The following is an 18225-nucleotide window of genomic DNA, read 5'->3' as shown; positions in this document are numbered from 1 at the left end:
TCAACGCAGGTTGGGTTCGGCGTTAGAGCCGTAACCCAACAAATAGGCTAATCAGACAAGTAATATTCTACGGTAGAGACTACCCGAATTTTCTTGATGTGCGGATTGTTTTTATCTCTTGGCTCTATAGTAAACTGGCCCTGAGATGCCTGTTTTATCTTTCCCAGTTTACTATTTGAGTCTTCAGCGAATTTTAAAGCAACTTCCCTGGCTTTTGTGGTGGTTTCCTGGATCATTTCCGGCTTAATTTTATTTAAGTCAGTGAAAAGATATTCGGTCTGATTTTGAAAGTCCTCACCTTTAAAGGCTATCCCAGTCTTGCCTAATTCAGATAGTTCATTCATTGCTTTACGGACTATAGAGACATTCGATGAATAGACTGTAACCGTTTGAATAGCCACATATCTAAACTCGGCCTTTTGACCGTTGTTAAATTCCTGGGCTGCTTTGTCGGTAACTGAGGGCAAGGAATATGATATCTCGGGTGCCGCGATGCCCTTGGAAACCAGAAACGCTTCAATACTCTTTTTACTGACTTCAATCGAATTATATAGCGTCCCCAGGTCGTTGCTGCTCTCGGTGAAAGAAATTGGCCAAATCATCACATCTGCCGGAAATTCTCGCTCGGATAAGCCCTTGACGGAAACGCTGCGCTCGTATTCTTTGAAGTCGATAGCGGCCCGGCCAAGGAGATACCCCAGCGCAGTCAGTCCAAGAAAAATCGATATGCCCAAGATCAGGGCGTTTGCTCTATTTGTCGGGTTCATGCTTTAACTCATTCTGTTTAACACGTTATGATCCAGATCGGCATAGTTTACTAAGTAGTTACGCAAAAGTTATTTGGAATTTTTTACCGACGTCACTCAGGATTTCCAACACCCACTTTTTCAAGTGTCCGTAACTTTGATAGGCATCAAGCGGCAACCATTCGTACTTAACTTTACGCCAGAGTATTTCGATCAGGTTCAGCTCCGGGCTGTAAGGCGGAAGAAAATGTAAGCACACACCACGTTGTTGCCAGCCCGCCAGCTTTTCTTTGAATACGCCGCTACGATGAATGGAAGCATTATCCAACACCACACAGCACGGCACTTTAGTTTCTTCGTACTTGCCTGCATACGTTTCGACAAACGCATCAAAGGCATTGACAACCGTATCCGTTGTCACCGATTGTTCGGAGCTGTGGAAAAACAGATCATTGCTGCGACTCAAAAAACCTAACACATTCATGCGCTTGCTACGATAGCAGGGTATTTGTCGGGTCTCGCCAATCCGTTGCCATCCATAGGGTACACAGGGTGTCGTGCTAAATCCGGATTCGTCAAAGTAGTAAAGCTTCAATTCCCCATCATCTTCTTGCTGTTTCAAGGCCTTCAGATATGCCTTATCACGTTGGAAATCTGCTTCATTACGCTTTCCCTTCACTGATTGCCGACAACGTTTCCAGGCATAGGCACTTTTTTTAAAATTCGTTTAAAGGTGTCAAGGCTGGCTTCCTTGCCCGTCTCCTCCAGCAATCGTGCTGCGGCGGCCTTGGGTTGGTGTGGGTTTTTGTCAATATAGCCCAGAAAAACGGCTTGTTCCTCAACCGTGAAGCGCACAGGCCTACCGCTTCGTGGACAATCGTAAAGCCCTATTAATCCCTCTGTTTCCCATTTGTCTAACCATGAGCTGACAGTCTCATGCTGGGACTCAAACAATTCGCTCAGCCGTGCAATTACATACCTTCTATTATTCAATAAGATAGCATGTGCCCGTTGTCTAACCCGGAATAATGGGTGGTTACGATAGGCTTCGGTTAACGTTACTTCCTCTTCCGGGGTCAGTTTGGCGATGAATTTCAGGTGGACTCCTAATTTTTGTCTGTTATTGCAATCGTTTCCAGTTTGACACAATAAATTTACTTCCTAATAACTTTCGCATTACTACTTATCAAGCACTAATAAAACTGTTCTACCTGACTCGGTAACACTTAAAACTTATATGTTATCCGGAAACCGGGCAATATTTAAAGCAATCACGACCGATTTTTATTGGCCGACTACAGCAGGTCAACTAAATTTATTAAATTCCAATGGTTGCTTTCATTGGAATAGTCCAAATTCTCTTGTTTTCAATTAATTCGGGTCGAAAAAGCGGATTTTTGCAGATCGTTTCAGGCCTCAACCGGTAAGGATTTTTCGGCATTTTGAAGAAAATAAGTCGTCGCTAACGGTTAAATCCATTCGATAGACACCATTTTCATACACACCAACCGCACCTAGCCTGCCCAACCAATTGCTCATAACCGTGTTATCAGCAAGAACGTAGCCTCTCAGAATCTCAATGCCTTTTATACTTGCCATCCGATGCAGCACTGCAAGCAGAATAGTTCCCAAACCCCTGTGTTGATAACTGTCAATAACCGCCACCCCAAACTCGGCTATCTCGGGCTGATTCTGAATACGGATAAACCGTGCTATGCCAAGTCCACGATCTTCAGGCTCATTGTGAGCCAGCGCAATCCACGCCACATGATTCTGTTGATCGATTTCTGTAAAATCACACAATTGTGTATCGGAAAGTTTCAAAATGGGCGAAAAGAAGCGGAAGTAGCGCGATTTCGAAGACAAAGCCAACATACCCTTTTGTAACGTTTCCTTGTCGTTTTGCTTAACGGGCCTAAAATCGACTAACTCGCCATCACGCAAGGGTAGGGTAAATTCTTCGATACTGCCAAAATAGTCACCATCCATTTTTTACCTGATTAGAAAGAATCTTTCAGTTACCTGTTGATTTATTATAGATTGAACCGAGCCTACCTCAATAGGGCTCTACGTGCAAACAAAGACGAGCACCCGCTCCAAATCAATTTGATAAAATTCCTTGTTTATCTTGGAAATGACCGGCCAAACTGCGGCATTCGCAAAATGCCCGAGTTTGGCCGATAACTGTGTCTGTTGCAAATAGTAACAATCGGTAGAGTAGAGATTTGGCGCGGTAGCGTTAGGTCAAGCCTATCGGTTTCCGCCCCTTTTGTTTCGCGATGACCAATAGTCGAGCCAAAACCCCGTTTTCTCATCTCCCTCATAGAACCGGAAAGGCGGAGGCATCCGGATTAGCTTTTAGTAGATCCTTAACGTTGGTCATAATCCCCGCCGGATCAATACCTTGATGTGGGAATTGTTCCCATAGGCCGCCACAACCTTCTTTATGTGTTGCAATATGCGCGTATTTTGGGGTCAACCCACGCTCCAATAACCAGGAGCCAAAGCGACTACCCAATCCCGTTTTTCGGTTATACGACTCGACAATCAGCACCATCGGCGAATTGCCGATTTTAACCATCATCTCCTCATCAATGACATTCAACGTAGGTTTGTTGATCAAACCGACATCAATGCCTTCCTGTTTTAAACGTTCTACTGCGTCCAACGCCCGATACAATGCTTCGCCGAAGCTGACAATATAGCCTTGAGTTCCTTCGCGGATAACTTCATCTTTGCCGGAAACAAATTTGTAGTCACCGCCAAAGTAGTCCTGGCCTTGAGTATTCAAAATAGTCGGAACTTTAGAGCGGGTCGAGAATACAAAACGCAAGCCCGGATTAAAGAAGATGGCTTCCAAGCAGGCTTTCATTTGCAGTGGGTCAGCCGGAAAGTAAAGGTTGGTCGCATAGCCGTCATCCAAGCCATTATCCGCAAATAGGTTGTTCAGGCCGAAATGGCAGGTGTTGTCAGCCATGTCGTCAATCCCTGAGTGCGAGAAATGACTGAGCACGTTGGAATGATTTAGACGGGCCATCGTGATCTCGGAAATACACATCTCCAGGAATGCACTGAAAGTGCCAAAAATACCCTGCTTGCCTTTCTCCATGCCGAAACCGGCCGCTGCCGAGAAGTTACCGCGCTCCATAATTCCGGAAGAGATAAACACTTCGGGATAAGCGTTGTGGATTTTGATCAGGCCGCAGGAGCCTTCCAAGTCGCTGTCAATGACCCGGATTTTTTCGATACGCTCGGCCTCGCTCATCCGGCCCATAATCGCGACTACCGCATCACCGAAAACGTTGCGGTTGGCATCCCACTTGTCGCCGGATCCCAGGAATACAGCGTCATTTTTCGGTGCTTTAATGCCTTTGAGGTGATCTGCCGCAGCCTGTCGACCGCGGGACTCTAAATAGTCTACCGCCACTTTTACCGAGACTACGTCATGGCCGTTGGTTGAACCCTCCAGTCCGATAATTCCCGGACACATAGGGCGATGATTAATAACGGCAACAGGGCCGTCGGTGTTAATGGCAGTACAAATACGCTTATAAAGATCATCGATATTTTCGCCGTCGCCTTCCAATACGGTTAAACCATGACCTGCCAACGTTTTAGCGATAGAGCAACCGGGCAAATATTTGGACGGGTGACCGGCGATGGTTACGTCATTATCATCGATAATCAATTTAACATTCAGGTTTTGAGCGACTGACAAGCGTGCTGCTTCTGCATCATTACCTTCCTGCTGCGAGCCATCGGAACCCAGACAAAACAGTACTTTACTTGGATTAGCGATAGCCACGCCATTGACATAGGGCCACATGTGACCCAACCGTCCCGAGCTAAATTTTACGCCAGGCGTTAAACCCAGTTCAGGGTGACCCGGTAAATGGGAATGAGCGGCGCGGTACTCCATCAGACGTTCAGCGGGTAGATCGCCGTTAAGAGCAGACATCAGGTATTGAGTGGCCGCGCGGTGTCCGGCTTCGTCAAAAAAAATAGGTACGTATTTATCGGCATCGCCCCGGAACAATGCATCCATAATTACGACTTCCGGCACGGTATCGTAGGGGCCGCCGGTATGTCCGCCGACGCCTCTCGCTGCGCCGGTCGCAGTAAAAAAGACGATCGCATCGCGGCACAGTTGAATATTAGCCTTGAGACTGGCACGTTGTTCGTCAGTCAGTGTCGTATTGCTTGCGTTTAAAGTGATGTGTTGATAAGCGCCAAGATCGATTGGAAATGTATTCATAGTCAAATCCTTACTTATTAAAGTTAATGAGTTGAGGCTACGATCAGATTGATTTGTCCGATATAAACTGCCTTATCGAAGGCAACCGTTCCCATCTAACCCCTTACCGTTTTGACCGGCTAACATTATGGCCTTGTAAAGTACTTCCAAATATCCGACTTATTCAACGCATTTGACACCGCCGTATCACAACTCACTATTTGCAAGTTGTTAATCACCATTCGATATTTTCCAGTCATCAGTGCAGCAGAATGCATTTTATCTCAAGGGCTTAATTTCTTTAACTAGATAGCGACTAAAACACCCTCTATCTGTTGCGTCTTGATGTCGGACCAGGTTCTGTTGACGTTTTTTCAATCAGGTAAAATAGGGCGTTTTATAATGTGCGCCGTCTAAACGCTGGCAGCTTCACTGTCGACTTTATGCGTGATGTGAACGTTTACAGCGGCAATTAGCTAGCAAGGCTAAAATGTCAGTTAAACTCTTTCCCTCCCTTGTATGTCCATCATAGTACCAGTAATCAATAATCCTAGCGTTAGGCGTAGATGGGTAATTTGTGGTTTTCCGAAAAATCTTCGTTGGCTGACTTTAAGCACTTCCGGGCGCAACTCGCGCAACGCCCACACTCAACGCTTACCTGCAGATCGCGGCGTAAATCCATCAGCGTTTTTGCGCCGTTTCTGGCGGCTTGATGAATATCGAACTCCGTCACCGCCTGACAAACACATACATACATAAAACAAGCTCCTCGATAGCGCAACAACATACAATTATTGAGAAGCATTCTTATTTAGTTTCGAGTATCTGTCAAGCTCAATTAGCATCTAAAACAAAAACAGCGTCATCAATTGCAGATATTTGGGAAGTGGCGACACTGCTAATCGCTGCCGTACTATATATGCGATTGCAAATAATTAGGCAGACTGATATTTTCCATTAAGCTTTGCTGGGTTTCCAGCCAATCAATGGCTTGTTCGCAGTGCTCCAGCAGCTCTTCCAGCAGGTCGCGACTGACGTAGTCCTGCAATTCCTCACATAAAGCGACGGCATCTATCAGCATTGGTCGCTGAATATTTTTTTCGTATTCCAAATCGCCGTTTAAACATTCGACGACATTTTCGCCGATCAGCAGCTTGCCGAGGTTTTGCAGATTAGGTAAGCCTTCTAAAAACAGGATACGCTCAATAACCTCATCGGCTTCCTTCATGACGCGGATCGATTGCTTATACTGGTAGTCGTTAAGTTTTTCCAGCCCCCAGTTACGGAACATACGAGCATGCAGGAAATACTGGTTGATCGAGGTTAGCTCGTTTTTGAGTACCTTGTTGAGAATTTCAATGATTTTTTTATTGCCTTTCATCTGTCTACCCTCAATCGCTTAAATGCTTGGTTTCATTTGACTTTGCTGATAATTTTCCAGACCTACGAGGTTAATTAGCCTCAATTGCTGTTCCAGCCAGTAAGCATGATCCATTTCCGTATCCTCCAGTTGAACGGACAGCATCTCGCGGGTTACATAATCCCCGGCTTTTTCGCAGGCGGCGATGGCTTTTTTTAGCTCGCCGACGACATGATATTCGACTTCCAGATCGGCTTTTAACATTTCCGGTACTCCGATGCCGATAGTTAAAGCTTCGCGTTTGACTAGGTTGGGCGTGCCTTCCAGAAATAAAATGCGCTGAATCAAAGCGCGGGCATGCTGCCGTTCATGCTCAGACTCGTGTAGACTTTTTTCAGAAAGATGGCTAAGGCCAAAATCGGCGTACATCTCACCATGGATCAGGTACTGATCAGATGCGCTCAGCTCTCCGGCAAGCAGACTGTTGAGCGTTTTCAGAATATTCTTGTCGCCTTTCATAATAGCCCCCTAAAGTGAATCGGACGAAAGCCTATCAAGTCGGCTTGCGCGAGTTAATAAGCATTTGAATAATAATTTTATCCGCTCCGATCCTACCGTCAAAGTAATCTTTTGGACAGATAAATATTTTTTGATTATATCAATCGCGTAGATAACACCATGAAATACTCCATAGCTATCCACGTAACCCTTGATTTCGGCAGGGATTCACGGTGGTTAACTAGCATTGATACTTATTGCCCCTACCCTCAATTCATGATAGTTTTTTTATTGGCGACTATTAAAAAATCAAATGCTTTAACATCCAATAATTACAACTCAAAATCAGGAGAGCTATTATGAAGACCGTACTTGGAATTGTATCCGTACTTATTGTTTTGCTGATAACAATGTTCATTTTAAAAAGACAAAAAAAATGTTCATCATGTTCATCAAAAGAAACGCTCATAAGCAAACCTAAAACCCCAGAGCGGGAAAAGCAACAGACGGAAATCGAGTCGACCGCCAAGAACTCAGTTGATTCTGAATCTAGCGTCGTAAACTCGCAAGTAACCGATACGACAAGTATTTCTTCACCAGCTGCTGAGTCCGTCAATAAGCCCGTAAGCAATATTGAGATTTCCGCAAAGCCGCAAGTAAAAGAAGCGGCAGTTTCACCTGTAGAAAACAGCAGTAGCGGATTTCCTCAAGATTCAATACTGAGACGGCATTACTTCACTCATTTATGCACCATGATTGAAGCGCTTGCTCCTGAGTGTCCCACTGATTCTATTTTATGCCGTCATTACCATATGATGCTGCTCACTGAAATAGATCGGTGTTTAAACGATAAAAAAGCAATGGAACGGCTGATTTATGATTATGAGAATCTCAGCGCGTAATATGTGGTGAACACAGCGAAGCGGATCAGATACGTTTCGCTGTGCTCGACGTAGAACGCCAAAAACTGGGGCAGTTACTGCGAAGATTGCAGGAGAATCATCCTGGCCGTCTCTCTGAAGCAGCAGGCATTTAAAAATTGATAAACAACGATCCCATAATCAAGTGATGCATGGTGTTATTGGTGTGAGTGGCATCATCCAGATACTGGTTGAGATAACCGCCTTCAGCCCGGAAGTTTTTATTGAAGGTCCAGCCTAGGCCCGCAAACACTCGGTTCTGATCGAAACCGGACTGTCCGCCGAATTTTGTTGAATTGACCCGGATGAAAAACTCGTCCCAGGTAATCAGGCTTAAACGCGGCTCGAACTCCAGCGGATGCATAAACCGTAGCATCTGGCGTGGCCTGAAACGAACATCATCGCCTTGTATAAAGTTGCTTTCGAACATAGTTCTAAAGCTGAAAGTTCCTATATCGGTGGGCAAGACATAACGAAACGCCGGCCAGACATCTTGCTGAGAAACATAGCTCTTGCCGACGTTCTGAGTCGGCAACCAGGTGTAACCTGCCCAGATAGTGGCTCGATCGCTGAGTGAATAGCCCACCGCCGTGCGTACCATACCCTGATACCAATGATTCCAGTTGTCGTCGAAACGGGATTGACCTTCCAGCCAGATACGGCCTTTTTCCAACTTGGGATCTACGACTTTCAAACTGCCCTCACCTACGATTTGCATCCAGCTACCGGCATCCTGAAGCAAGTCGTCTGCCATAGAGGCCATGCTGAAAGAACCCAGAATCACGGCAGCGATTCCCCATATCTTTACTTTCTTGATCATATTGTTTACCCATTGTAGTTTTTGGCAGGTTCCCAATAACCGCCCTGCCCCATTTATAACTGTTTCGCAGTACCGCTCTTTTTATTTTTTAGCGTTAATCAAACCCAACAATCCCTTCATCAACGCCAAAGGCGTGGGTGGACAACCGGGAATCACCACGTCGACCGGAATGACGTTGGACACTGCGCCGCAACTGGCATAAGACACGCCGAACTCTCCGCCGCAAGCGGCGCAATCACCGGCTGCAATCACCCATTTCGGGTTCGGCGTTGCTTCATAAGTGCGCAGTAACGCGGTCTGCATATGCCTTGAAACCGGCCCTGTGACCAGCAGCACGTCAGCGTGTCTTGGCGACGCGACAAAATGAACGCCAAAACGTTCAATATCGTAAAAGGGATTATTCAGCGCATGAATTTCCAGTTCGCAACCGTTACAGGAACCTGCATCGACCTGGCGTATCGCAATGCTGCCGGAAAATTTCTTGTCTATACGGCTTTTAATCTCAATGCCCAGTTGCTCCAGTTCGGCATCTTTGGGCGCTTTAAACGGCTCAGTAACGACACCCGTGGTCAGGATTTTTTTAAAAATATTCAGCATTTTCCCTTCCTATAAATCATTGCCTGAATAAGAGCCATTCAGGGATTTGTTGCACACAGGAAAATCCGGCACGATATTATTCAGCACCAGCTTTTCCAACGCAGGCCAGTTTAGTTGACTAGGGTCGCGCGGATAAAAACGGGCGATTTTGTTATCGGCATCAAAACGGATGTAGCTGATAATTTCGCCGCGCCAGCCTTCAACAATACCCAGACCTTCGCTACCCGCCGCCGGCGTTCGCCATTCGCTGCATAGTTCGCCGGCAACAAGCCGGTCGATAAATTCTTCTAGCAGACGTAACGCCGCCCTGATTTCCTTGTACCTGACCCATAATCTGGAGGCAATATCGCCCTGTGTTTCCAGTGCGACTTTAACCGTAACTTGATCGTAGGGCGCATAGGGCGTATCGCGACGCACATCCTTATCCTGTCCGCTGGCCCGTCCGACATAACCCAAGGTGCCAAAAGCGGCAGCAGTTTGTTCAGACAAGAAACCGGCCGTATACAATCTGTCTTCCAGTGAAGAATTGAGATCCAGCGCGAGTATGACTTCCGCCAGCTCTTTTCTTAATTCGGTTATCTCCTTCTTGATCAGGGCGCAGGATTCACCCGACAGATCACACGCAACACCGCCGGGAACAATTTTATCCATCAACAGGCGATGACCGAAAACCGTTGCATTGGTGCGCAACCAGAGTTCGCGCAAACGGGTAAACTGCATTTGCGCGAACACAAAAGCAACGTCATTACAGATTGCGCCTATATCGCCCATGTGGTTGGCGATGCGTTCCCGTTCCGCCAGAATGCCGCGAATTAAGGCGGCTCTAGGCGGAATTATCACGCCCGCCGTCTGTTCCATTGCCCTACAAGCCGCCCAGCAATGCCCGACGGTGGTATCGCCGGAGACACGTCCCGCCAGCCTGGCTAAGGACTCCGGTTCTCTGCCTTCGGCAATTTTTTCTATGCCTTTATGCACGTAGCCCAAACGTTCTTCCAGGTTTAGGATAAGTTCGCCAACCGCCTGAAACCTGAAATGTCCGGGCTCAATAATACCGGCATGCACTGGGCCTACCGGAATTTCATACGTACCTGCACCGTGGGATTTAATAAACGGATAATGCATATCGGGTGGTGTGATGCCTACCGGTGTACCCTGAACAGGAAAATCTTTTCGTAACGGATAGTTTTTTTCAATCCAGGCTTGATGCCGCGTCCAACGCCTGTTATCCGGATGCCCGACAAACTTGATCCCGAACATGTCTTGAGTGTGACGCTCACTGCGGTTGGCGGCGGGATAAACCGTGGCCTGACTCGGCAGTTCGGGGTTTGAATCATCGATAATCGTGCGCAGAAGAATGTATTCACCCTGTTTTTCAAAACAGGCGTTGATCAAAAACCGGTTATCAACCTGTTCCGCCCATCCTGCTGCCCAGCGCAGGTTTTGCTGCATAGCCAGTTCTGCAAATTGTTGCCATGCGTGGCTTTTTATTTGCCAGAGTGTTGCCGAGGCTGTATCGATTTCTGCAACCGTAATATCGGTGCTCAGTCGGCTTAAAAAATCCGCAGTCCAGTTTGATGAACTCATAACGGCGTACTCCCGGAAATTAATAGTGTCGCCTGTGAAAACCAGTTAGCCAGAAAACCGGGGATGGCCAGACCCAGCCAAAGCACCAGGGCCAGATGTATCATGACCGGCCACAAGTTGGCTGTAATCGGTTGTTGATCTTTAGGCTTGTCGCCGTAAACCATCGGCTGTATATGCCTGAACAGTCCGGCAAAGGCGATGCCGATACCCAGCAACAGCAATGGCGCTAACCAGGGATAACTGTGCATGGTCGCCAGCAGCACCAGAAACTCGCTGGTAAACACACCGAATGGCGGAAACCCGGCAATGGCAATGGTGCCGATCAATAAACCCCAACCGATCCTGGGCTGGGTTTTAATCAGGCCGCGTATCTGGTCTATGCGCTGGGTTCCGGCAAGCTGAGCCGCGTGGCCTACCGTCACAAAAATGGCCGATTTGGTCAGTGAATGCACGGTCATGTGCAGCAACGCGGCAAAAGTGGCTAAAGGGCCGCCGATACCGAAGGAGAAAGTCATCAGTCCCATGTGCTCAATAGATGAGTAACTGAACAGTCTTTTAATATCTTTTTGCCGGTGCAGCAGTATTGCGGCAACCAGAAACGACAGCATGCCGAAGCCCATCATCAGAAAACCGGCCATATTGGAATCCGTCGCCCCATCCACCAGCATTTTATTACGCACCACGGCGTATAAGGCATCGTTTAACAGTAATCCCGATAACACCGCAGACATGGGCGTCGGACCTTCGGAATGGGCATCGGGTAACCAGTTATGCAGCGGCACCAAACCGATTTTCGTGCCATAACCTATCAGCAAAAAAACAAAGGCAATTTCAAGAATTTCCGGGTTTAATTTGTCGGCATTTTCATAAAGCACCGACCACAGTAAGGCATTCTCGCCGTCGCCGATCTGCACGGCCGCGTAATACAGCAAAATGGTGCCGAACAGGGCCTGGGCAATACCCACGCCGCACAAAATAAAATACTTCCACGCCGCCTCAATAGACTCCGGGGTACGATACAAACTGACCAGTAACACCGTTGCCAATGTCGCGCCTTCCATCGCCACCCACATGATGCCCATATTATTGGTGGTCAACACCAGATACATGGCCAGCATAAACCCCTGAAACATCGAGTGATACAGCTTTAAGCGACCGTCACTGAGCTTGCCGATTTCTTTTTCATGCGCCATATAAGGCGAAGAAAATATCGACGTGGTGAAGCCGACAAAAGCCGTCAACACAATCAAATACACATTAAACGGATCGATTAAAAAAGCCTTGCCTGATGAAATAATCGTACCTTGATTGAGCACGTTGATCGCCAGCCAGATGGTCGCCAGCAAGCAAATTCCGTTAAACCTGACATTGATTTTTCCGGTATCCGCTCTATGTCCCGCCAGCGCGAAATAGAGTATGCCGATCAACGGTATTAATAAGACTAAATAGGCGGCAATCATTTATCCACCTCGTGTAACTTGTTTAACAAATCGACATCCAGAGAATCGATACTGGTGCGTATATGCAGGAAAAAGATGCCGAACAGCACCGCAGCCACCAGTACGTCGAACGCCACGCCCAGTTCAACCACCATCGGCATGCCGTTGGTGGCGACGATAGCCGCGAAGAACAAGCCGTTTTCTATCGACATAAAGCCAACCACATGAGCGATAGCCTGCCGATGCGAAATCATCAACAGCATACCCAACAGCATCACGGAAAGGCTGACCGCCAAGGCATTCAGCATGACGATTGATGAGGATTGCACAATAGGATGCAACACGTAATAACTGAATACCATCAGACTGGCGCCGCCCAGCATCACGGCAGTATTGTTTTTTAATGCTTCGACATCGCGATGCATATTCATTCGCAGAACCTCCCGTCTTAACATCCACGGAATAAAAGTTACTTTCAGCACTAAAGTCAGCACGGCTGAAATATAGAGATGATGATTATTCAAGCTGTATGCCGCCAATGCTGTGGTCAAGGTTAATAAAAAACCCTGCATCGCAAACACAAAGATCAGTCTGAGTAATCTTCCCTGCCCTAACATAAGAAACGAGGTAAGCCCCACCAATGCGGCCATCGATAAAATGGCCTGGGTATAAAAATCCAGTTGTTCGATGTTCATCAGCGTGACGCCTCCAAAATAATATCGTTCAACATTCCAGACAGGAACATCGTAGGCCGGAATAAGGCCACCCAAGCGTAGCGCGCGATGGTGTTTCCGGCAAAGTCCGGGAGGTGTTCGCCGGAAACACCGGTTCTCGCTATCGCTCGAACCGGCTTATTCCGGCCTACAGAGCGGGCTTTTACATTTTTCATGTTCATCGTGCCGCCTCCAAAATAATGTGGCTCAACAACCCAAGCAGCCCTAATAAATAGGCGAAACTGAGGTATTCCTGCACGCGAAACAGGCGCATTTTTGCAACCAGCGTTTCCGCTATCGCCAGAACAACCGCCAATACCGCAAGCTTGCCCATAATAGCCAGCAAGCCATAGCCTAACGCTTGAATGCTAAGGGTTTCGGCAATGCCCCAAGGGAAAAAGATATTGGCAATCAGGACGCCGTACAGCATCAGCTTCAACTGACTTGCCCATTCGATCAGCGCTAAATGGCGACCGCTGTATTCAAGAATCATCGCTTCATGAATCATGGTCAGCTCCAGATGCGTCGCCGGATTGTCTACCGGAATACGTCCTGTTTCAGCGACGGCAACCAGTACCAGGGCCGCTAAAGCAAATACAAACGAAGGCCGTAACACCAAGCCTTCATTGAGCACATGGGCGATAGCCAACGATAAATTAGTCGTTGAGGCGGTCATGGTCAGCGTAAAAATCGCCATCAACATCGCAGGTTCCGCCAACGATGAAATGGTCATTTCCCGCGATGAGCCCATACCGCCGAATGCGGTGCCGACGTCCAATCCGGCCAGCGCCAGAAAAAACCGGGCAAAAGCGAAAAAACCGACCATCACAATCACATCGGCGCTGGCCGAAGTCGGTAAATCAACGGCAATCAGCGGCACAACGGTTGCTGCAAGCACCGTTGCCGAAAAAATAATGTACGGCGCTTTGGTAAATAACCATGAAGCCTGTTCCGAGACTACCGGTTGTTTATAGGTCAATTTAAGCAAATCCCGGTAAGGCTGAAGAACGGAAGGCGCTTTGCGGTTCTGTAACCGGCATTTGCAGCATTTAACCCAGCCCGCCAGCAACGGCGCCAACGCGACAAACAGTATGGTTTGTAAAATAGCTATTAACCAGTTCATCAGCTGATCACCCATAACAGTAATAGTAAAGTTGCAAACGAATAACCCAGATAAACCCGGATATTTCCCGTTTGAATACGTCCCACTAATTGGGCTAATTTGTTTACCGCGTGTTCAATCGGATGATACAAACGCGGCCAGCTATGATCCTGAATCTGCAAGTGATAATGAACGGCCGCCACGTCCTGATTCATTGCGCCTTGCATGTCTTTATCGATCTGCTCGTCAATAATCCAGACTTTGGCGAAAATCCGCCGGAATGGCATGGTAAAAGCGCTGCTGCTGTATTGCATACGGGGCGTTAATCCGCCGAAACCGCAATCCCAGGTTTCAGAGATGCGCAACGCCGTTGCCGGATTACGCCGCAGATACCAAAAACTGATGCAGCCGGCAATCAGCGCACCGATCAAAACCAATGGGGGAGCATAAGACGCTTGATTAGCCGAAACCGGTGCCAGCCACAACCAGCCTAACGCCGCGTCATTCGGCAAAGTCTCGCCTAACAATTGCCCGGAAACGCCGTTGATCAGGCTGATGACCGGACCGGGGAAAATGCCGAACAAAAAGCACAATCCGGCCAGTAGCGCAGGGCCTGCCAGCATGCCTTTGTCCTGGACTTCATGCGCTTTATCGCAATGATGGGACCGGGGTTGACCCAAAAAGATCAAGCCGAATACTTTGACAAAACAGGCGGCCGCCAATGCCGCCGTCAGCGCTAATGCAGCGGCGGCGACGGGTATCAAACTGCGCAATACGCCATTGTCCAGCACATCGACCTGCAATGCGGTCTGAAATGCCAGCCATTCCGAAACGAAGCCGTTAAACAACGGTAATGACGAGATACTCATGCAACCGATCAAAAACAACACACTGGTTTTCGGCATCTTTTTAATCAGCCCGCCCATCATGTCGATATTTAACTCATGGGTTTGGTGATGAATCATACCGGCCCCAAGAAACAGCAGGTTCTTGAACAGCGCATGGTTGAAGGCATGAAACAGCGCCGCCAAAAAACCCAGCGCTGCCAGCTGCGGATGACCGTTGGACATAAAAATCATCGACAGACCCAGCACCATAAAAATTATGCCGATGTTTTCGACCGAACTGTAGGCCAGAAGGCGTTTTAAATTGGGCTGCATCATCGCGTACAAAATACCGCCCAGCGCGGAGATAGTACCCAGTATCAGCAACACCACGCCCCACTGCCATTGCACGTCGCCGATCAAATCGAAGCAAAAACGGATCAGCCCATAAAGTGCGACCTTCAGCATCACGCCGCTCATCAACGCGGAAATATGCGAAGGCGCAACCGGATGCGCTTCCGGCAGCCAGACATGCACAGGGACAATCCCGGCTTTCATACCGAAACCCAATAGTGCCAACATAAAGGCGATGCTTGCCCAGGTTGTCGACAAGTGCGACGCACGCAAGGCATCGAAGGTAAAGCCGTCGGAAAAGCTGGCCAGTACGCCAAAGCCCAGAATAATGGCCAATGCACCGACTTCTGCCATCAGTAAATAAAGAAAAGCGGCGCGGCGATTGGCTGAGTTTTCATGCTGGAACGCCACCAAAAAATAACTGGCGACCGACATCAACTCCCAGGCAATCATGAAAAAGAATGCGTCATCGGCCAACAGCACCAGCAACATCCCGGCAACAAACAGACCGGTGAATAAGCTCAAGATTGCAAAAGGATGCTGGTTTTCCTGATAGCTGTTCACATAGCCCGGTCCGTAAAGACTGACCGCACTCACCGCAATACCGACGATTAAAAAGAAAAAGCCGGACAAGCAGTCAAAACGAACATGCCACGGCAACCAAGGCAGCCCCAGACTGAGTTGATCGGTAACCACCTCCTTACCGATCAACACGCTCAATCCGGCCAATACCGCAAAAACACCGGACAAACCCAGTAAAACAAACACGGCTTGCCGTAACAAAACCGGAAACCGCCGTGCTTCCAGACAGCCGGTAAGCACAGACTGACTACTATTGTCGCTAGGGAATTTTTTAAACCAATGCTGACTAAACAGCAGTATATGCCGACGCTGATGCATCATCAGTCCCAGCAAGCCGGAAAAAAAACTTAGCAGAACAGCGCTATAAGCTAATACAAGAATCATGGAATTCTCACTCTATTGATAAACACACTTCAACGCACTTGCCTGTAAGTTAGCAAACCGTGCTATTGCCGTTCGCCGCATAACAGGAGTGCAAGCTTCGCTTGCCCGTTGGCAATGTATCGAAAATCTGCAGGCGAAGCTTCCGCTCCTCGGCAACAGCTCCCTGCGTTGCTCTACCTCCTGCATCCATGCAGTCGTGCTCACGCCCCTTACCTACATCCATGTAGACAAAGCCTGCACTCCAGCATCAGGAACCGCCCTATACGCCATAATGATCGCTTTTACGACGGCTCATGTTGTTGCGTTTCATTCTGCGCACCGCCAAAGGGTGTTCTGAGAAGGTATCATGATATTCCATTCCTATAAACTGACACTGTCCTCCCTGCCCTTCATAGTTATGCTGAAAATCATGAATGAACTCCATCACGGTATGATCGATCAGGTACGCATTGTTCAATTGAAAGATAACTGTTTTGCCGTTCTCCAGATTGGCTAAAGCAGTCTTCAATGACATAAAGTTGGAGAAAATGGCAGCGCCGACTATCGATACTACAACAGAATCGGCATTTTTGGGTTCAATAACAAAATGAATCTTGAACAGGTTATTTAGCCTGACACCGCGCAGCATATGGATAGTAAATTTGGTGACGATACCTATAGCGACGCCGATTAATAAATCGGTCGCCAACACACCGATAATCGTAACAACGAACATAAACAACTGTTCTTTACCAACGCCCATGACTTTAGCGAACTCTTTGGGCGAGGCCAGGCGAAAACCGGTATAGACCAACAATGCCGCCAATGCAGCCAGGGGAATGCTATGAATCAGCCTCGGGAACAACACCACGAACAACAACATAAAACTGCCGTGAAAGAAGTTGGCCCACTGGGTTTTTGCCCCGTTGTTCACGTTTGCCGAACTACGCACGATCTCGGCAATCATCGGCAAGCCGCCGATCAATCCGGCCACCAGATTACCCGCACCGACCGCTGTTAAGTCACGATCAAGATTGGAATGGCGCTTATACGGATCAAGTTTATCGACCGCCATGGCGCTAAGCAAACTCTCCAGACTACCAACCAAGCTGATACTGATAACGGCTTCCCAAAACTCTACGGTGGCGAATTTTGAAAAGTCGGGAAAATAAAAGCTGGACATAAAATTTTCGGAAATCGCGACCAAAAATTTCGGTCCGACGGTTTCTTCATGATGCGGTAAAAAATGCGCATCCGGCAGGAACAAATACATGTGCTCATGTTCCAGATCAAAATACCGCGCCAAGCCCATTCCAGCCAACACCACAATAAGCGGCGCCGGAATCATCTTTAAAGTCGGGTTTTTCAATATCGACCAAATAATCAATATCGCCAATCCGGTAAAACCGATAATAGCAATTTCATGATTAAGATTCAGAAGGCTATGCGGGATTTGCGCGATAGTCGAAAACAGACTACTGCCTTTCTCCGGCGTAGTTCCCAGCATGACATGGATCTGTTTAGCCATAATAATGATGCCGATAGCCGCCAGCATGCCATGTACCACCGATGCCGGGAAAAACGAACTTAACCGTCCGGCTTTAAACACGCCCATTAAAATTTGTATTACACTGGCAACCACGATGGCCGCCAAGGCATAACGATAACCTGCCATCGCATCGCCTTCGCCCAGTTCCTGCACCGCACTTAACACCACCACGATCAAGCCGGCGGCCGGGCCGTTAATGGTTATAAACGACCCGTTGATACGCGAAACCAGCATCCCTCCGATAATAGCCGTGATAATACCGGCCGATGGCGGAAAACCGGAAGCCATCGATATACCCAGGCACAGCGGCAGGGCAATAAGAAAAACCAGAAAACCGGACAATAAATCGCTACGCCAGTTTTCTTTTAAACCGGCTAAACCGGACTTTGGTAACTCTGACAGGGATGGTTCACTCATACAAATCCTCGTAATTATAAAAAGGTTCTAACGAGTCATAAGCGATAACCGTGCCAACTGATTTTTTACTTATAACCAATTGATTTTAATTATCAGTATTTTTATTGCCAGGTCGTAAATAAG

The 18225-nt window shown here is 47.8% G+C and carries 18 protein-coding genes; 1 reads left to right on the top strand and 17 read right to left on the bottom strand.

Annotation, left to right across the window (positions count from 1 at the left end):
* Positions 1 to 47: 47 nt before the first annotated feature.
* From METTU_RS20385 to bfr (METTU_RS20350), 8 genes are all read right to left on the bottom strand, one after another.
* Complete coding sequence (locus METTU_RS20385; protein WP_006893920.1) at positions 48 to 767, bottom strand: SIMPL domain-containing protein; 720 nt, start codon at positions 765 to 767, stop codon at positions 48 to 50.
* Positions 768 to 825: 58 nt separating this feature from the next.
* Positions 826 to 1425: an IS630 family transposase gene (locus METTU_RS24735; RefSeq protein ID WP_006893919.1), complete on the bottom strand. Its 600-nt coding sequence runs from the start codon at positions 1423 to 1425 to the stop codon at positions 826 to 828.
* Positions 1422 to 1895, bottom strand: a complete 474-nt coding sequence (locus METTU_RS24730; RefSeq protein ID WP_006893918.1) for a helix-turn-helix domain-containing protein — start codon at positions 1893 to 1895, stop codon at positions 1422 to 1424. The genes METTU_RS24735 and METTU_RS24730 overlap by 4 nt, the downstream gene beginning before the upstream one ends.
* A 267-nt stretch (positions 1896 to 2162) precedes the next feature.
* Positions 2163 to 2735, bottom strand: a complete 573-nt coding sequence (locus METTU_RS20370; RefSeq protein ID WP_006893917.1) for a GNAT family N-acetyltransferase — start codon at positions 2733 to 2735, stop codon at positions 2163 to 2165.
* A gap of 331 nt (positions 2736 to 3066) precedes the next feature.
* Positions 3067 to 5001 (bottom strand): thiamine pyrophosphate-binding protein, encoded by a 1935-nt coding sequence (locus METTU_RS20365; RefSeq protein WP_006893916.1) that lies wholly within the window; start codon positions 4999 to 5001, stop codon positions 3067 to 3069.
* Between the two features lie 535 nt (positions 5002 to 5536).
* Positions 5537 to 5737: a (2Fe-2S)-binding protein gene (locus METTU_RS20360; RefSeq protein ID WP_006893915.1), complete on the bottom strand. Its 201-nt coding sequence runs from the start codon at positions 5735 to 5737 to the stop codon at positions 5537 to 5539.
* Between the two features lie 156 nt (positions 5738 to 5893).
* Complete coding sequence (gene bfr / locus METTU_RS20355) at positions 5894 to 6361, bottom strand: bacterioferritin (RefSeq protein ID WP_006893914.1); 468 nt, start codon at positions 6359 to 6361, stop codon at positions 5894 to 5896.
* An 18-nt stretch (positions 6362 to 6379) separates the two neighbouring features.
* The gene (gene bfr, locus METTU_RS20350; RefSeq protein WP_006893913.1) at positions 6380 to 6859 is read right to left on the bottom strand and encodes a bacterioferritin; all 480 of its coding nucleotides are present in this window, start codon (positions 6857 to 6859) and stop codon (positions 6380 to 6382) included.
* Positions 6860 to 7197: 338 nt separating this feature from the next.
* On the opposite strand from bfr (METTU_RS20350), the gene METTU_RS20345 reads away from it, so the two are divergent.
* Positions 7198 to 7740 (top strand): hypothetical protein, encoded by a 543-nt coding sequence (locus tag METTU_RS20345; protein ID WP_006893912.1) that lies wholly within the window; start codon positions 7198 to 7200, stop codon positions 7738 to 7740.
* A 130-nt stretch (positions 7741 to 7870) separates the two neighbouring features.
* On the opposite strand, the gene METTU_RS20340 is transcribed toward METTU_RS20345, so the two are convergent.
* The 9 genes from METTU_RS20340 to METTU_RS20300 form a co-directional block, all read right to left on the bottom strand.
* Positions 7871 to 8578 (bottom strand): DUF2490 domain-containing protein, encoded by a 708-nt coding sequence (locus METTU_RS20340; protein ID WP_040581671.1) that lies wholly within the window; start codon positions 8576 to 8578, stop codon positions 7871 to 7873.
* A gap of 81 nt (positions 8579 to 8659) precedes the next feature.
* Positions 8660 to 9175, bottom strand: a complete 516-nt coding sequence (locus METTU_RS20335) for an NADH-quinone oxidoreductase subunit B family protein (protein ID WP_006893910.1) — start codon at positions 9173 to 9175, stop codon at positions 8660 to 8662.
* Positions 9176 to 9184: 9 nt separating this feature from the next.
* Complete coding sequence (locus tag METTU_RS20330; RefSeq protein WP_006893909.1) at positions 9185 to 10759, bottom strand: hydrogenase large subunit; 1575 nt, start codon at positions 10757 to 10759, stop codon at positions 9185 to 9187.
* A complete protein-coding gene (locus METTU_RS20325; protein WP_006893908.1) occupies positions 10756 to 12219 on the bottom strand; it encodes a hydrogenase 4 subunit F in 1464 nt (487 codons plus the stop codon). Before METTU_RS20325 ends, METTU_RS20330 begins: the two co-directional genes overlap by 4 nt.
* A complete protein-coding gene (locus tag METTU_RS20320; protein WP_006893907.1) occupies positions 12216 to 12893 on the bottom strand; it encodes a hypothetical protein in 678 nt (225 codons plus the stop codon). The genes METTU_RS20325 and METTU_RS20320 overlap by 4 nt, the downstream gene beginning before the upstream one ends.
* Positions 12893 to 13093, bottom strand: a complete 201-nt coding sequence (locus METTU_RS20315; protein ID WP_006893906.1) for a hypothetical protein — start codon at positions 13091 to 13093, stop codon at positions 12893 to 12895. Before METTU_RS20315 ends, METTU_RS20320 begins: the two co-directional genes overlap by 1 nt.
* Positions 13090 to 14034: a respiratory chain complex I subunit 1 family protein gene (locus tag METTU_RS20310; RefSeq protein WP_040581706.1), complete on the bottom strand. Its 945-nt coding sequence runs from the start codon at positions 14032 to 14034 to the stop codon at positions 13090 to 13092. Before METTU_RS20310 ends, METTU_RS20315 begins: the two co-directional genes overlap by 4 nt.
* Positions 14034 to 16157: a hydrogenase 4 subunit B gene (gene hyfB / locus METTU_RS20305; protein ID WP_006893904.1), complete on the bottom strand. Its 2124-nt coding sequence runs from the start codon at positions 16155 to 16157 to the stop codon at positions 14034 to 14036. Before hyfB ends, METTU_RS20310 begins: the two co-directional genes overlap by 1 nt.
* 259 nt (positions 16158 to 16416) lie before the next feature.
* A complete protein-coding gene (locus METTU_RS20300; RefSeq protein WP_006893903.1) occupies positions 16417 to 18102 on the bottom strand; it encodes a SulP family inorganic anion transporter in 1686 nt (561 codons plus the stop codon).
* Positions 18103 to 18225: the final 123 nt, after the last annotated feature.

It is taken from the genome of Methylobacter tundripaludum SV96 (assembly GCF_000190755.2).
Classification (GTDB): domain Bacteria; phylum Pseudomonadota; class Gammaproteobacteria; order Methylococcales; family Methylomonadaceae; genus Methylobacter_A; species Methylobacter_A tundripaludum.
Note: the sequence above shows the minus strand (reverse complement) of the source record. Positions and strands in the feature narration are given on the sequence as shown.

Bases quoted from the DNA above. Each gene is read 5' to 3' on its own strand.
- METTU_RS20325 (WP_006893908.1), bottom strand. From the start codon at position 12,219: ATGATTGCCGCCTATTTAGTCTTATTAATACCGTTGATCGGCATACTC.
- METTU_RS20360 (WP_006893915.1), bottom strand. From the start codon at position 5,737: ATGTATGTATGTGTTTGTCAGGCGGTGACGGAGTTCGATATTCATCAA.
- METTU_RS20300 (WP_006893903.1), bottom strand. From the start codon at position 18,102: ATGAGTGAACCATCCCTGTCAGAGTTACCAAAGTCCGGTTTAGCCGGT.
- METTU_RS20335 (WP_006893910.1), bottom strand. From the start codon at position 9,175: ATGCTGAATATTTTTAAAAAAATCCTGACCACGGGTGTCGTTACTGAG.
- METTU_RS20385 (WP_006893920.1), bottom strand. From the start codon at position 767: ATGAACCCGACAAATAGAGCAAACGCCCTGATCTTGGGCATATCGATT.
- METTU_RS20315 (WP_006893906.1), bottom strand. From the start codon at position 13,093: ATGAACATGAAAAATGTAAAAGCCCGCTCTGTAGGCCGGAATAAGCCG.
- bfr (WP_006893913.1), bottom strand. From the start codon at position 6,859: ATGAAAGGCGACAAGAATATTCTGAAAACGCTCAACAGTCTGCTTGCC.
- METTU_RS20345 (WP_006893912.1), top strand. From the start codon at position 7,198: ATGAAGACCGTACTTGGAATTGTATCCGTACTTATTGTTTTGCTGATA.
- METTU_RS20310 (WP_040581706.1), bottom strand. From the start codon at position 14,034: ATGAACTGGTTAATAGCTATTTTACAAACCATACTGTTTGTCGCGTTG.
- METTU_RS20365 (WP_006893916.1), bottom strand. From the start codon at position 5,001: ATGAATACATTTCCAATCGATCTTGGCGCTTATCAACACATCACTTTA.
- METTU_RS20330 (WP_006893909.1), bottom strand. From the start codon at position 10,759: ATGAGTTCATCAAACTGGACTGCGGATTTTTTAAGCCGACTGAGCACC.
- METTU_RS20320 (WP_006893907.1), bottom strand. From the start codon at position 12,893: ATGAACATCGAACAACTGGATTTTTATACCCAGGCCATTTTATCGATG.
- METTU_RS20370 (WP_006893917.1), bottom strand. From the start codon at position 2,735: ATGGATGGTGACTATTTTGGCAGTATCGAAGAATTTACCCTACCCTTG.
- METTU_RS20340 (WP_040581671.1), bottom strand. From the start codon at position 8,578: ATGATCAAGAAAGTAAAGATATGGGGAATCGCTGCCGTGATTCTGGGT.
- hyfB (WP_006893904.1), bottom strand. From the start codon at position 16,157: ATGATTCTTGTATTAGCTTATAGCGCTGTTCTGCTAAGTTTTTTTTCC.
- bfr (WP_006893914.1), bottom strand. From the start codon at position 6,361: ATGAAAGGCAATAAAAAAATCATTGAAATTCTCAACAAGGTACTCAAA.